8 protein-coding genes are annotated in these 15429 nt (G+C 72.5%); 3 read left to right on the top strand and 5 right to left on the bottom strand.

Annotation, left to right across the window (positions count from 1 at the left end):
• Nucleotides 1-517 precede the first annotated feature (517 nt).
• Complete coding sequence (locus tag ACIHIX_RS44065) at nt 518-1087, bottom strand: MarR family winged helix-turn-helix transcriptional regulator (protein ID WP_399966247.1); 570 nt, start codon at nt 1085-1087, stop codon at nt 518-520.
• A gap of 153 nt (nt 1088-1240) precedes the next feature.
• Here ACIHIX_RS44065 and ACIHIX_RS44060 point away from each other — a divergent pair, with 153 nt between their 5' ends.
• Nucleotides 1241-2497, top strand: coding sequence for an MFS transporter (locus ACIHIX_RS44060; protein WP_399966246.1), 1257 nt, complete (start codon nt 1241-1243; stop codon nt 2495-2497).
• Nucleotides 2498-2574: 77 nt separating this feature from the next.
• On the opposite strand, the gene ACIHIX_RS44055 is transcribed toward ACIHIX_RS44060, so the two are convergent.
• Nucleotides 2575-4215 carry a SpoIIE family protein phosphatase gene (locus ACIHIX_RS44055; protein WP_399966245.1) on the bottom strand — a complete coding sequence of 547 codons (1641 nt, stop codon included), beginning with the start codon at nt 4213-4215 and terminating at the stop codon, nt 2575-2577.
• A gap of 172 nt (nt 4216-4387) precedes the next feature.
• A complete protein-coding gene (locus ACIHIX_RS44050; protein WP_399966250.1) occupies nt 4388-5767 on the bottom strand; it encodes an NAD(P)/FAD-dependent oxidoreductase in 1380 nt (459 codons plus the stop codon).
• Nucleotides 5768-6146: 379 nt separating this feature from the next.
• Here ACIHIX_RS44050 and ACIHIX_RS44045 point away from each other — a divergent pair, with 379 nt between their 5' ends.
• Together ACIHIX_RS44045 and ACIHIX_RS44040 are read left to right on the top strand one after the other, a co-directional pair.
• Nucleotides 6147-6917, top strand: a complete 771-nt coding sequence (locus tag ACIHIX_RS44045; RefSeq protein WP_399966244.1) for a TetR/AcrR family transcriptional regulator — start codon at nt 6147-6149, stop codon at nt 6915-6917.
• Between the two features lie 292 nt (nt 6918-7209).
• Nucleotides 7210-9141: a sigma-70 family RNA polymerase sigma factor gene (locus tag ACIHIX_RS44040; protein WP_399966243.1), complete on the top strand. Its 1932-nt coding sequence runs from the start codon at nt 7210-7212 to the stop codon at nt 9139-9141.
• Between the two features lie 12 nt (nt 9142-9153).
• Here the strand turns inward: ACIHIX_RS44040 and ACIHIX_RS44035 are convergent, their stop codons facing one another.
• Nucleotides 9154-12543 (bottom strand): BTAD domain-containing putative transcriptional regulator, encoded by a 3390-nt coding sequence (locus tag ACIHIX_RS44035; RefSeq protein ID WP_399966242.1) that lies wholly within the window; start codon nt 12541-12543, stop codon nt 9154-9156.
• A gap of 252 nt (nt 12544-12795) precedes the next feature.
• Nucleotides 12796-14889, bottom strand: a complete 2094-nt coding sequence (locus tag ACIHIX_RS44030) for an asparagine synthase-related protein (RefSeq protein ID WP_399966241.1) — start codon at nt 14887-14889, stop codon at nt 12796-12798.
• Nucleotides 14890-15429: the final 540 nt, after the last annotated feature.

Raw genomic sequence — 15429 nt, 5'->3', positions numbered from 1 at the left:
CGCTGTTGAGTTCTCAAGGAACGGACGCTTCCTTTGTACTCACCCGAGAGACTCTCTCAGGCTTTCCTCCGGGCTTTTCCCTTCGGTCTTGCGTTCCCGACTCTATCAGACCGTTTCCGGTTCCGATTTCCTCGGTGCTTTCCAGGTTCTCGCTTTCGCGTTTCCCTTTCCGGCGACTCCGACTCTATCAGATCCTTTCGGGCCTGACTCCCAGTCAGCGGGGCTTGTCTTCCCGGCTGTTGGGCCGTTCCGACGTCTCAAACCTTAGCGGATCCTCTCGGCAGTTCCTAATCGAGCTGCCGAACCCGAATCGAATTGAATTCGGGCACACCGAATTCATCCCGGCTGGGAGATCGTGCTGTGGTTTGTGGTGCCGCTGATGCGGCGGAGGTGTTGTCGAAGAACCGTTACGGCCCCGCGGCAACCCGAAGAACTTTACGGATCCGAGCGGGGGCTGTCAACCACCCCCTGTCAAGATCTTTTCGGGTGACGTCAGGGGGCCGGTCGGCGGACCACGTCAGTCCAGGTCGCTGAGGCGTCCGCCCGCGTCCGGCTGGGCGTGCTCCACCCTGCGCAGGAGTCGGGTGAGAACGTCGCCGAGCGCCGTTCGCTCCTCGGCGGACAGGTCCTGGAGGAGATCCTCCTCGAAGACCGTGGCGAGACGCATGGCCTCCAGCCACTTCTCGCGACCCTCCGCGGTCAGCTCCACGATGACGCGGACCCGGTTGGTCTCGTCGCGCTCCCGGGTCACCAGCCCCTCCGTGACCATCCGGTCGATGCGGTGGGTCATGGCGGCCGGCGTCAGCCCGAGGCGCTTGGCGAGGTCGCCCGGTCCCATCCGATACGGGGCACCGGACAGGACGAGGGCCTTGAGGACCTCCCAGTCCGTGTTGCTGATGCCGAGAGCGGAGGTCTGGCGGCCGTAGGCGACGTTCATACGGCGGTTCAGTCGCGACAGGGCCGAGACGATCTGCTCGACCTGGGGGTCGAGGTCCTGGAACTCGCGCTGGTAGGCGGCGATCTGCTCCTCGAGCGTCGGCTCGCTGCCGATGTGGAGACTGCCGGGACCGCCGGGGGTGTCAGCCATGGGCGTCAGTATCGCACGCGGCCGCTTGGCGTTGAAGTCCTTCTCTGTGTAGTCTTTAGCTCTGAAATTTAGCTTCGAAGTCTTCGGTTCTAAGTACTGAGGGACTCCAACTACCTGAGAGAGGTGAACGTGACCAGGGCGATGGGCGCTGCGATGCGCCGGATTCACGTGGGTAACGCACTCAGCGCGTTCGGGCTCGGCTTCACCGTCCCCTACCTGTACGTCTATGTGGCGCAGGTGCGGGGACTGGGTGCCATGACGGCGGGGCTGGTCCTCGCCGTCTTCGCCGTGGCCGCGCTGATCGTGCTGCCGTTCGCCGGACGGGCGATCGTGCGGCGGGGCCCGCTTCCGGTGTTGCTCGCCGCCCTGGTCACGGCAGCGCTCGGCGCGCTGAGTCTGGGCCTGGCGGGCAGCGCGACCACTGTCCTGCTGTCGGCGGCCGCGCTGGGCGCCGGACAGGCCGTGATGCAGCCGGCCCTGGCGACGATGATCGTGGACTGCTCCACTGCGGAGACCCGCTCGCGGGCGTTCGCCATGCAGTTCTTCCTGCAGAACCTCGGGCTCGGCGTCGGTGGACTCATCGGTGGTCATCTCGTCGACACGACGAAGGTCTCCTCCTTCACCCTCCTCTTCGCGATCGAGGCGGCGATGTTCCTGCTGCTGGCCGTGGTGATGACGACGGTGCGGATGCCGCGCGCGCCGCGGATCGAGGGCGCGCCGACCGCTTCCGGCAGGAGCAGCTGGAAGCAGCTGCTCGGGAACCGGGCGATGGTGCAGCTGAGTGTGCTGGGCTTCGTGCTGTTCTTCGCCTGCTACGGCCAGTTCGAGTCGGGTCTGGCCGCGTACGGCGTCGAGGCGGCCGGGATCTCGACGTCCGCGCTGGGGTCGGCCCTGGCCGCGAACACCGCGATGATCGTCATCGCGCAGTTCGCCGTGCTGAAGTTCGTCGAGCGCCGCCGGCGCTCCCGGGTCATCGCCGCGGTCGGCATCATCTGGGCCGTCGCCTGGATCACCGCCGGTTACGCCGGACTCGGCCACGCCGGCCAGGCCATGGCCACGGCCGCGTTCGTCTCGACGTACGCCCTCTTCGGTCTGGGTGAGGCGATGCTGTCGCCGACGGTCGCCCCGCTGGTGGCCGACCTCGCCCCGACGGGCATGGCCGGTCAGTACAACTCGGCCTTCGCCCTGGTGAAGCAGCTCGCCCTGGCGTTGGGCCCGGCGATCGGCGGCCCGATGGGCGCGTCCCTGCACGCGCCGTACATCGTGACGTTCCTACTGTTCTCGCTGGGCATCACGTACCTGGCCCTGCGGCTGGGCCGTCAGCTGACACCGGCCCAGGACCATCCGTGGCGAGCAAGGAGCCGCGTGGTGGCCCAGGGCGGCACGCAGCAGGAGTCCGTCGCCGCGTAGCTGGAGAGACCTCAGGGGCGCGGGGCACTGCGCGACCGGCCACGGCGCACCCGCAGCCGCCACGCCACCTCGCGTCCCTACCCCTTGGGCAGCACGAACTCGCACCAGACGGCCTTCCCGCCACCAGGTGTCCGGCGAGACCCCCAGTTCGAGGCAATGGTCGCCACGATCGCGATCCCCCGCCCCGACTCGTCCCCGGGTTCGGCCTTACGACGCCGAGGCAGATGGTCGTCGCCGTCGGTCACCTCGATGATCAAGCGACGGTCGGTCCGGCGAAGCCTCAACCGCATGGGTGGCGTCCCGTGCTGCAACGAGTTCGCGACCAGTTCACTCGCCGCCAGCACCCCCAGGTCATGCAGCTCCGCGGGGAACCGCCAACTGGTGAGCACGCCGGAGGCGAACGCACGCGCGCGTGGTGCCGCCTCGATGCCGCCCAGAAGCTCCAGCGCGGCGTTGCGGAAGAGGTCGCTGTCGGGGCCCGTACGGGACGGGTGCTGGAGGACCAGGACGGCCACGTCGTCGTCGTGGTCGGCGGTGACGCCGGCCGAGCGGACGAGGCGGTCGCAGACGACCTGAGGCGTGCCGGTCGCACCGGACAGCGCACGCTCCAACGACGCGATGCCCTCGTCCAGGTCCTCGTTCCTGCGCTCCACCAGGCCGTCCGTGTAGAGGACCGCCGTGGAGCCGGGGCCGAGGGGGATCGAGCCCGAGGCGTGCATCCAGCCGCCGGTGCCGAGGGGCGGGCCCGTCGGCTCGTCCGCGCGGAGCACCGCGCCGCTCTCGTCGCGGACGAGGATCGGGAGGTGGCCGGCAGACGCGTAGACCAGCTTGCCCTCGTTGGGGTCGTGGATGGCGTACGCGCACGTGGCGATCTGGTTGGCGTCGATCTCGGTGGCGAGGCCGTCGAGGAGCTGGAGGATCTCGTGCGGCGGGAGGTCGAGGCGGGCGTACGCCCTGACCGCCGTACGGAGTTGACCCATGACGGCTGCTGCGCGGACGCCTCTGCCCATGACGTCGCCGATGACGAGGGCGGTGCGGCCGCCGCCGAGGGTGATGACGTCGTACCAGTCGCCGCCGACCGCGGCCTCGGTGCCGCCGGGCTGGTAGGTGGCGGCGATACGGAGGTCGTCGGGCTCCTCCAGGACCTGGGGGAGGAGGGAGCGCTGGAGGGTGACGGCGGTCTCGCGCTGGCGGCGCTCGCTCGCTCTGAGGCGCTCGGCGGCCTCGGCGTGGTCGGTGACGTCGATGGCGAAGACGAGGACGCCGGCGGTGTCGCCCTCGGTGACCGGGGTGCAGGTGAAGGTGTAGGAGCGGCCGTCGGGGGCCTTGCGGGACTTGACCGTGCGGGGCTTGCCGCTGCGCAGGACCTGGTCGAGGAGCGGGAGGAGGCCCGTCTCGTGGAGCTCGGGGAGGGCTTCGCTCGCGGGTGCGCCGGGGGATCGCAGGCCGAAGGCGGTCACATAGGCGTCGTTGACGTAGGCGAGGCGGTGGTCGGGGCCGTGGACCAGGGCCACCAGGGCCGGGACGCGGTCGAGGACCTCGCGTACGGGGAGTTCGTCGACGGCGGGCACGGGTGGGGTGTCGTCGGTGAGTTGTTCGGCGCGGGCCGCGGGCACGGCGCCCTCCCCGAGCCGGTCGGGGGTGAGCTCGTGGTCGGTCCGCGCGGCTGCGCGGCGCTGCGTTCCGGGGAGCCGGGCGCTCCAGCGCGTGAAGTTCACGAATCCTTGCCTCGTGTCGTCGTCTTCGGCCGGCTCCGGACCCGGCCTGGGTCCTCGCGGGTTCGAGGGGCGGGCGTCCACCCGTCCTGGGTCGGGGATCAGTGTGGCAGTGTGACCGACCGGGCCGACATCCGTCAGACGCCTGCCCCGCCGGTGGAGTTCCTCGGTCCGGTCAGGACGACCCCTTCGGGTCGTTCGAGGGGTCGTGAGGAGGCTTTCCACCGGCCGCGAGTTCGAACTCCGCTCGGGGATGTTCGAGGGAACCGAGCGAGACGATCTCCCTCTTGAAGAGCCCGGACAGGGTCCATTCGGCCAGGACGCGGGCCTTGCGGTTGAAGGTGGGCACCCGGCTGAGGTGGTAGACGCGGTGCATGAACCAGGCAGGGTAACCCTTGAGCTTGCGTCCGTAGACGTGTGCGACGCCTTTGTGGAGGCCCAGGGAGGCGACCGAGCCGACGTACTTGTGGGAGTACGTCTCCAGGGGCTCGCCCCGCAGCGCGTGCGCGATGTTGTCGCCGAGGACCTTGGCCTGGCGTACCGCGTGCTGGGCGTTGGGGGCGGTCTCCTTGCCGGGCTCCTCGGCGGTCACGTCGGGGACGGCCGCGGCGTCTCCGGCCGCCCACGCGTGCGTGACGCCCTCGATCATCAGTTCAGGGGTGCATTTCAGCCGACCTCGTTCGGTGAGCGGGAGGTCGCTGGCGGCGAGGATCGGGTGGGGCTTGACGCCGGCCGTCCACACGACCGTGCGGGTGGGGAAGCGGGCGCCGTCGCTGAGGACGGCCACGCGGTCGGCACAGGATTCGAGGCGGGTGTCCAGGCGTACGTCGATGTTGCGGCGGCGCAGTTCGGTGACGGTGTAGCGGCCCATCTCGGCGCCCACCTCGGGGAGGATGCGGTCCGATGCCTCGACGAGGATCCACTTCATGTCCTCGGGACGGACGTTGTGGTAGTACCGCGCGGTGTAGCGCGCCATGTCCTCCAGCTCGCCGAGCGCCTCCACGCCCGCGTAGCCGCCGCCGACGAAGACGAAGGTGAGGGCGGAGTCGCGGATCGCGGGGTCGCGGGTGGAGGAGGCGATGTCCATCTGCTCGATGACGTGGTTGCGCAGTCCGATGGCCTCCTCGACGGTCTTGAAGCCGATGGCGTGGTCGGCGAGGCCGGGGATGGGCAGGGTGCGTGAGATCGAGCCGGGGGCGAGGACGAGTTCGTCGTACGTCAGCTGCCGGGCGCCCGTTCCCTCCTCCTCCGTAGCGAGGGTGGTCAGGGTGGCGGTGCGTTTGGCGTGGTCGATGGCGGTCGCCTCGCCGATGATCACGGTGCACCGGTCGAGGACGCGGCGCAGGGGAACGACGACATGGCGGGGTGAGATGGAACCGGCTGCGGCCTCCGGAAGGAACGGCTGATAGGTCATGTAGGGGTCGGGCGTGACGACCGTGATCTCGACTTCTCCGCGCCTGAGTTCCTGTTTCAGCTTCCGCTGGAGACGCAGGGCCGTGTACATCCCGACGTAGCCGCCGCCGACAACGAGAATGCGCGCGCGTTCCTTCACCACCCCATGACGCACCCGGCGCTTGAGTTTGTCCACAGCCCCGACAATTTGTGTGACCGGCGGTGTGGTGGGCGCGGGGTTGGCCGAATCGACGGCGTGCGGGGAAGGTTTGCAGGTCAGCGGGTGTGCGCCGGGGGTCTTCGGGGGGTGCAATCGGGACGTATGTGACCCGTACTCCTTTCGGGGGGCGCTCTGTGCGGAACCTGCCCCTTCTGAATTGACTCCCTCTCAACTATGTTCGTGTGTCGACGGGGTGTAGGGGGATGCGCTCATCGGGTCCGCGACGGGCGGTCCGTGAACCGGGTTCGTTCCCTGTGTCGCCCCGGCCTTTCAGTGGCGGGGAGAGTCTCCGGGGGGAGACGTCATTACCGGGGGATCGCTTATGCATGTTCAGGACTCTCATTGGTCTTCCGCGTCCGCCATCGCATCCGGTGGCGGAGCGATGAGCGCGGCGGCGGGGAACGGACGCGGGGACGCGTCGCGGTCGACGCCCCTGCGCGTGGACGCACAGCGCAATCTGGAGCACGTACTGCGGGCGGCGCGCGAGGTCTTCGGCGAGCTGGGGTACGGCGCGCCGATGGAGGACGTGGCGCGCCGCGCCCGAGTCGGTGTGGGCACGGTGTACCGGCGCTTCCCGAGCAAGGACGTCCTGGTGCGGCGGATAGCCGAGGAGGAGACCTCCCGGCTGACCGACCAGGCGCGGGCGGCGCTCGGTCAGGAGGACGAGCCGTGGTCGGCGCTGTCGCGCTTCCTGCGGACGTCGGTGGCCTCGGGTGCCGGGCGGCTGCTGCCGCCGCAGGTGCTGCGGGTCGGGGTTCCCGACGAGCAGGCCGAGCACTCCGACGGTGCCGTGTTCGACGCGGCGCGGGTGCCGCAGCAGCGGACGCAGCCCGGCGCCGGTGAGCTGCGACTGGTGTCGGAGGAGCCGCTGTCGGCCGACGACACGGGGGCGGCGGCGCTGCTCGACGTGGTGGGCCAGCTCGTGGAGCGGGCGCGGTCGGCGGGTGAGCTGCGGGCCGACGTGTCGGTGTCGGACGTGCTGCTGGTGATCGCGACGGCGGCGCCCTCGCTGCCGGACGCGGCGCAGCAGGCGGCGGCCTCGGCGCGACTGCTGGACATCCTGCTGGAGGGTCTGCGGTCACGGCCGTCGTGAACCCGGTTGGTCAACGGCGGGTGTCGCGGTGACTCGAAGGGGTGACGCCGGGGTGTGGGCGCTGTGCCGCTCACACCCCGTGCGCATTCCGCCCTTTTCGGATAGGTCCCCCAACTTCCTTGAGAGCCACGACAGTTGAGCCTTCCCCGCAGGGGTGACGGCTAGTACTGCCGTGCCGCGAATCCCCACGGACGAGTGGATGCCCAGTACTGCCGGGGCCCGTTCAAAAGCCGGTATGGCACGCTGACCCGGTGTTCGGGACCGGTAGGGCAGGCGGCGGGGGCTTTCCGCGATGAGTGTTGACGGGCGCGACGAGTCACACGGTGACGGTGAGGCGGACGGTCTCGCATCGCCCCAGGTACCGAGCCAGGGCGGACGGGCGGGACGCCCGCTGAACGCCGGTGACCCGGTCGAGGGCGGTGTCCCGTCACAGCGTGACCGGCGCGACGACGGAGTGCTGCCGCCGCCGCTGCCGCCGCAGAGGGATCTGCCGCCCTCCGACGCCGACCTGATCGGCCGGATGCGCTCGGGCGACGACACGGCCTACGAGGCGCTTTACCGGCGCCACGCGGAGGCGGTGCGCCGGTACGCCCGCACCTGCTGCCGGGACGCCCACACCGCCGACGACCTCACCGCCGAGGTCTTCGCCCGCATGCTCCAGGCCGTGCGCGGCGGCTCGGGACCCGAGCACGCGGTACGCGCGTATCTCCTGACGACGGTCCGCCGGGTCGCGGCGAACTGGACGAAGTCCGCGAAGCGGGAGCACCTGGTCGACGACTTCGCGCTGTTCGCCGCGCAGTCCACGCGCGTCGGCGAGGCCTCCGACGACACCGCGTCCGTCGGCTCCTTCGGAGCGGGCTTGGAACTCGGCGCGGACGTCCGCGCGATGCACGAGGCCGAGCAGTCCATGGCCATGCAGGCCTTCCGGTCGCTGCCCGAGCGCTGGCAGGCCGTGCTGTGGCACACCGAGGTCGAGGACGAGTCGCCGAGCGACGTCGCCACGCTCTTCGGCCTCGACGCCAACGGCACGCGCGTGCTGGCCTCCAGAGCCCGCGAGGGCCTCAAGCAGGCCTACCTCCAGGCCCACGTCAGCGCCACCCTCGCCGACGACGAGGAGTGCGCCCGCTACGCCGACCAGCTCGGCACCTACGCCCGCGGCCGGCTGCGCACCCGCGCCGAGCGCGGTCTGCGCAAGCACCTTGAGGAGTGCGCCAAGTGCCGCCTCGCGGCCGCGCAGATCTCCGAGGTCGCGAGCTCCATCCCGGCCGTCGTGCCGGTCGCGGTCATCGGCTGGTTCGGTGCCGCCGGGTACGCCAAGGTGGCCGCGCTCATCGCCGGAGGCACCGGAGTGGGCGCGGCGGGTGTCGCGGGCGCCGCGGCGGCGAGCAGCGGCTCGTCGGGCGGGGCCGGCGCGGCCGGCGGTGCGGCCGCCTCCGAGGGACTGGGCGCACCGGTCAAGGTCGGTATCGCGGCCAGCGTGCTGGTGGCGGCGGGCGTGGCGGCGGCGCTCGCCCTGGCCGGCAGCGAGAAGCCGGCCGACAACAAGCCCGAGGCCAAGCCGCCCGCGTCCACGCCGGTGGTCGAGCCCGCCGAGCCCACACCCACGCCGAAGAAGAAGCCCGCGCCCGCGCCACCGGTCATCGCACCGACCCCGACGCCGACGCCCACCCCGACACCCACGCCCACCCCGAAGCCCACCCCGACACCGACGCCCACACCCACCCCGAAGCCGACGCCGACCCCCAAGCCGAGCCCCACCCCCACCCCCACTCCGACGCCCACGCCCGCTCCGGCCGTCTATCAGTGGAGCGAGCTGGCGTACAACGTCAACGGCGACGGCACCCAGCCCGAGATGCGCATCGCCGAGAGCAGCTGGGTGTGGCAGCGGTACGGCGTCTCGATCGCCGACAAGAGCTACACGCACGGCGTGACCGTGCACGGCCGGTCCTCCGTCACCATCGACCTCAACCGCGCGTGCACGTCCTACGACGCCTCTGTCGGCGTCGACGACATGACCCTCGGGCTCGGCAAGATGTACTTCTCCGTCTACGCCGACGGGGTCCAGCTGTGGAAGTCCGGCATGGTCCAGGGCGGGGACGCGGCGATCCCGGTCCATGTCGACCTCACCGGGCGCAAGGCCGTACGGCTGGTCGTCGAGCCGCACAGTGAGTACGACGACCTGCTGCTGGCGGACTGGGCCGAGTCGAAGTTCCGCTGCGCGTAGGCCTGCCGCGGCTCAGGGGCCGGTCACACCCTCGCGCAGCACCTCGTCGAGTTCGCGCAGCACGTCGTGCGGGGTGAGGGCGGCACCGCGCGCGTACTCCACGCCGTACCGCACCGGACCGAGCCCGGTACGGGCCGCGGACTCGGCCCGCTCTGCGCGCGCGGCCTCCGGCATGGAGCGGGCGTCGCCGCCGCGCCAGTGTCCGGCGGCGGCCAGCAGGCGGGTCGCGCGCGGAAGGTCGCCGAGGTCGGCGAGCAGGGCCGACGTGGCGTCCACCAGCGTCGCCACGACCAGGTCGGCGCACTGCTTGTCCACCGCCTCCCGGACGGCGGCGGCCAGCTTCGGCAGTCCGTGCGCGGGACCCGACTCGGCGACCGTCACCATGGCCTCGACGGAGTTCAGCATCACGAGGAACTGCGGCGGCGGGGTGCCCCGCGCGGTCTCCACACGGGCCTCCTCCAGCAGCTCACGCGCGGTGACGGTGTCCTTGTCGTCCAGCGCGACATGCGCCCGCAGCAGCAGGACGAACGCCCGGCTGTCCCCGACGCTGTACCGGTCGGCGGCCTCACTCGCCTCGTCCAGGGCCGTGATCGCGGCCGAGCGGTCGCCCGCGCGGTAGGCGATCTCGGCGAGGCGGGCGATGAGGAACGGCGTCTCCGTGTACGCCCCCACCTCGTAGGCGAGTTGCAGCGCCTCCTCGTACTCACCCTTGGCCTGCGCCAGCCTGCCGCGCGCCATGGCCGTCTCCCCCGCCGCGCTGTACACCTGGGCCCGCAGCCAGCGGTCGCCGACGCGACGGCTGAGGAACCGCAGCTCCGCGAGGTCGTCGTCGACGCCCTTCATGCCGCCCGGGGAGTCGACCACCATGTGCGTGCGGAACATCAGGGTGACGCCCATCTCCCAGTCGCCGCCGTATTCGCGGCAGTTGGCGACAGCGGCGTCCAGAACGCTCCTGGCGTCCACCCGGTCGCCCATGAAGAACGAGGTCAGCGGCCAGACCAGCCCGGGCATCCGGGCGGCGTGCGGGCCGCCCTTCTCGAAGTACGCCCGCACCTGGGCGACGTACCGCCCCAGCCGCTCGTCCGGTTCGCGGGTGCGCGCCTCGATCTCCGACACGAGGAGGATGTGCAGCATCCGCAGTTCCATGCGGAGCGCGTGCAGCGGGTGCCCGGCCTCGCCGTCCGGGGCGGAGAGCAGGGCTTCCACGGGGTCCAGGGCCGCCATGAGCGAGCAGCGGGTCCGGGGGTCCGCGGGGAGTGCGGGGCCGGCCGCGGTGTCCGCGGGTGAGGTCGCGTCCAGGGCCGCGCCCAGCCGCAGGATCCGGTCGACCCAGTCCGCGCCCTCGCGCCGGTAGTTGCGCAGCCACCAGAACCAGCCCATGGCGAGGGCGAGGGCGCCGGCCCCCGCCTCGTCGCCGTCGTCCACGGCCCGGTGGAGCGCCGCGCGGATGTTGTCGAGCTCGGTCTCCAGGCGGGAGATCCAAGGGAGTTGACCGTCCGAGCGCAGCTCGGGCTCGGCCTCCGCGACCAGCGCGCCCGCCCACGCGCGATGCCGCCGCTCGGCGTCGGCGCGCTGCTCCGGAGCCTCGGCGGCGCGCTCCACGGCGTACTCGTGGATCGTCTCCAGCATGCGGTAGCGCATGGCGGCGCCGCTGTCCGACCGGTCCCCCGGGGCCGCCACGATCAGGGACTTGTCGACGAGCGCGCCGATCAACTCGGTGGCGGGGCCGCCGCACACGGCCTCCGCGGCGGCGAGGTCCCAGCCGCCCGCGAACGCGGACGTCTCGCGCAGCACCGTCCGCTCCCGCTCGTCGAGCAGGTCCCAGGACCAGTCGACGACCGCGCGGAGGGTCTGCTGGCGGGGCAGGACCGTGCGGCTGCCGGAGGTGAGCAGGCGGAAGCGGTCGTCCAGGCGGTCGGCGATCTGCCGGGGCGTGAGCAGCCGCAGGCGGGCCGCCGCGAGCTCGATGGCGAGCGGCAGTCCGTCGAGGCGGCGGCAGATCTCCGCCACGGCGTCGGCGTCGCGCAGGACGAGGTCCGCCGCGTCCGGGCGGACGGCCGTCGCGCGCTCCGTGAAGAGGCGGTGCGCCTGGTCGGGGAGGAGGGGCTCGACCGGGCGCACGGACTCGCCGGGGACGCCCAGGGGTTCACGGCTGGTGGCGAGGATCGTGAGCCCCGGGCAGTGGGTGAGGAGGGTTTCGGCGAGGTGGGCGGTGGCCTCGATGACATGTTCGCAGTTGTCAAGGATCAGGAGTTGGCTGCGCGGGGCGCAGTACTCGACGAGCAGGGCGACCGGGTCCTCCTGCGGGGTGGACAGCTCGGTGGCCAAGAGCACGGTCTGGCGCAGACCGAGCGCGCTGACCACCGCGCCGGGCACCGCGTCCGGACGGTCCAGCGGTGCCAGTTCGACCAGCCAGGCCTGGGGCAGGCCTGCGGCGGCCTCCTCGGCGAGACGGGTCTTTCCGGAGCCTCCCGGTCCGGTGAGGGTGACGAGCCGGGCCCTGTGCAATTCGGAACGGATGGCGTCGAGTTCGGGTTCCCGGCCCACGAACGAGTCAAGGCGCGGACGCAGGTTGCCGGTGCGGGCGCGATGCGGCGGCGCCTTGGACGAAGGCATCGGAGGCATCGGAGGCGTCGAAGGCATCGAAGCTGTCGGAGATGTCGAGGTCGGCGTCGGCGGCTGGGGCGGCGGCGACAGGAGTTCGGAGTGCAGGGCGCGGAGTTCCGGGCCCGGGTCCGTGCCCAGACCCTCGGACAGGGCGCGGCGGGCCGTCTCGTACGCGACCAGGGCGTCGGCCGGGCGGCCGGTGTCACGCAGGGCGCGGACCAGGAGAGCGTGCAGCTTCTCGTCGTAGGGATGGGCCGCGGTCAGCGCGGTCAGTTCCGGTACGGCGTCCTGGGCGCGGCCGAGCCGCAGGGACGCTTCCGCGCGGGTCCTGGTCGCCTCCAGGCGGAGCGTCTCCGGGCGGGTCGCGGCGGTGCGGTCGGGGAGGTCGGCGAGGGCCGGGCCGTGCCACAGGGTGAGGGCCTCGTCCAGGGCGTGCGCCGCGGCGCCGGGGTCTCCCCGGTGGAGGGCCTCGGTGCCCTGGTGCACGAGGCGTTCGAAGACGAAGAGGTCCACGTCCGCCTTGGTCGCGGCGAGTCGGTAGCCGCCGGGGGCCGAGACGATCGTGGGCTTGCCGACGGCTCGGCGCAGGCGGCCCACGAGGGCCTGGAGGGCGGCGGGGGCGTCCTGCGGCGGATCGGCGGCCCAGATGTCGTCGATGAGGGTGTCGGGGGTGAGGGTCTGGCCCGGACGCAGGGCCAGAGCGGTGAGCAGGGCTCGGACTCGGGGGCCGCCCAGGGGTACGACGGTTCCGTGGTCGTCCGCTGCCTGGGTGACGCCCAGAATTCTGTACCGCACCGGGTCATTGTCGCCGGGGACGCTGTGGGGGGCACGGGGTTTGTGGGCGGTGGGGTGTCGGGGGGCGAGTGGGCGGTGCGCGTCGGATTTTCTCGCCCCCGCCGCCCCTACCCGTCCCATCCCGGGGGCTGCCCCCCCAGACCCCCGCTGTCGGCCCCGAAAGGGCCTCGTCCTCAAACGCCGGACGGGCTGAAAGACGCGGGCCCGCGCTTCAGAGGTGCCGGACGGGCTGAAAGACGCGGACCGGCGCCCCTATCCCCTCCTCGCCCCCGCCCCCAGCGCCCCCCTCTGCGGAGTGATCCCCGCCGGTACCGCACGCGCGCGGGCCGGGGTGCCGGTCCAGCAGGTTCCTCGGCGGGAGAGGAGGCGGCGCAACCAGAGTTCCAGGGAGACGAGGTCGGCGAGGCCGTCCAGGGGCAACGGCTCGCCCTCTGCCGCCGCACGGAGGGCCTTGCGGACCACCCTTGCCTCCACCAGGCCCGCTTCCGCCAGCAACGGGGTGCCGAAGAGGGCCATCAGGGAGTCCGCGGCAACGCGCAGGCCCGTGCGGGCGGCCACCGCCGCGGAGGCGTGGGACGGGGCGCCCCAGCCCGGAGGAAGGTCGGCCACGCCGGCGCCCTGGAGGACGGTGCGGAGGATCGCGGCCCGGGCGCCCGGCTGGACGCGGAGGGCCTCGGGGAGGGCGCGGCAGGCGCGGACGACCTGGTTGTCGAGGAACGGGGCGTGCAGCCGCTGGAAGCGGATCTCCGCCGCCTGCTCCAGGACCCTCAGGTCCGCCGCGTGCCTCGCCAGCGCCGCACGCGCGCGGTAGTCGCCGGGACGCTGGCCCGGGCCCACCCCCGAGCGGCTCGTCCCGCCCTGGAGGCGAACCGATACTTCAGCCAGGGCCTCGCCGGTCAGCCAACGGGCCGCGGGGCCCGGTCTGGCCCAGGTGAGCGCGGCCAGGGACGCCCCGACCGCGCCGCCCGGCTCGTCGAAGCGGCGGTCCATCAGACGGTCGGCCAGGACCTCCAGGCCGGTGCGGTACGGCGTACGGGACAGACGTCGCGCCGCGCTGTACACGCGCGCGGGGACCATCACCGAGCCGTCCGCCTTGGCCAGCGCGGCGACCGGACGGACGAGATGGCGCCGTTTGCGGTCCATCAGGAGGTCGGCGAGGCGGGCGGGGTGGGCGTCCAGGACCTGGCGGGCGCCGTAGCCCGTGAAGTGGTCCGCGCTGCCCGAGGCCAGGCGCGCACGGTGGCGGGCGGCCGTCACCAGGCTCGCGCCGGGCTCGTCCGTCAGCGGGCCGTCCAGGTCGGCGTACGGCAGTGTCTCCTCGCCGCCGGCCACCACCACGTGGTGCAGGCGCGGGTTGGCGGCGAGGTTGCCCGCGCGTTCCAGTTCCCCTTCGCGGCCGCCCACCGCCAGGTCGTTGAACGTGACGGCCAGCAGCCGCTCGCCCGCTCCCGTGCCGTGGCCCAGGACCGTGCCCGGCATGCCCGGGAGGCCGGCGGCGAGCAGGGCGAGGGTGCCGGAGGCGGGGCCGCCGGAGAGGTCGGCGCCGATCCCGGGGACCGGCATCCCACGCGCGGCACGGCGTTCGGCGGGGCCCATGCCCGGGACCGGGCCGGGGTCGATGTCGGCGCCGGGCACATGCCGAGGGGCCGACAAGCGCGCGCGTACCGCCTCGACCAGCGCGTCCCGTACGGCGTCCACCGCGCGGTCGGGATCGGCCGCGGGCGCCGCCACCGCGAGGGAGGCCACCGGCTCGTACCCGGCGATCTCACGCGCCCCGGCGCGCAGGATCAGCGCGTGCCCCGGCGGGATGCGCCGTACGCCGTCGTAGGGGGTGGAGTCGTGCAGCGCCGCGGGGACGTCGGGGGCGGCCAGCAGCGCCGCCAGGTGGCCGAAGTCGAGGTTGGCCTCGATGAGGTCGGCGAGCGGGAGCGCGGCCGTCGCGTACGCCGTACCGCCGGCCCAGGGGGTGTAGAACACCGGGCGGGCGCCCGCGAGATCGCCGCAGACCGTGACACGACGGCCCACCTGGACGACCGCCGTGTAGCTGCCGGGCCAGTTGGTCAGATGGCGAAGTGCCCCTCCGCGTGCGGCGAACAGGCCGACCCGCAGCTGCTCGTCGGTCGCGCCGCAGGTGCCGAGGACGGCGATCCGGGTCTGGGCGTCGGCCGTCACGACCCGCACCTCGTCGGGACGCCAGTCGCCGACCGCCCACAGCGGATCGGGATCTCCCCACAGGAGTTGGGACCCCACCGGGTGCACCGTCTCGCCGTCCGCGCCGGTGGCCCCGGCGGAGCCGATCTCGGCCGCTCCCGCTGCGGTGCTGCTCCACCCCACCAACCACCGCATGGACGCCTCCACAGGCTGTGGACAACCAGTGCACCGTACGAATCGGTTCACCATGCTGCCATGAAGGACGCGCACCGGAGGGGCGGCGGGGCGGCTTGAGCTCCGCTGAATACGCCCCCGCGCGCGTGCCCGTGAAGAAGCGAACATCCGTACAGGGGAGGGGTCTGCGACCTGAATGCGCCCCCGATACGCTCCCCCCGAACGCCCTTAGCGCCGCCAACTTCCGTGGTGGGAGCGGTAATTACCCGAGGAAGGCGGGGTCGGTTTTCAGCCAAATTGGCGCTGCGGCGACAGGCTCGCGCACGCTCCGTACAGGCTCTGCGCAGCGCCTCGACAACGCGCAGTCCGGGGAACGGAGTTCGCCCCCCGGACCGTTCCGCCGCCCGCGGGGATGGAGGCGGCGGAATCCCCCAGCCCACTGGATCCAGTACAGCGGGCCGACCCACGCACGATCCATGGAACCGCTCCCCCGATGGCCGGAGAAGAGCGCACGCGCAGGCGCACGGCCACACAGCGGGAGCACGCCGCGACGGTGCGTGT

It is taken from the genome of Streptomyces sp. NPDC051913, assembly GCF_044593635.1.
Classification (GTDB): Bacteria; Actinomycetota; Actinomycetes; order Streptomycetales; family Streptomycetaceae; genus Streptomyces.
This window is presented reverse-complemented; position numbering and strand designations above follow the sequence as displayed.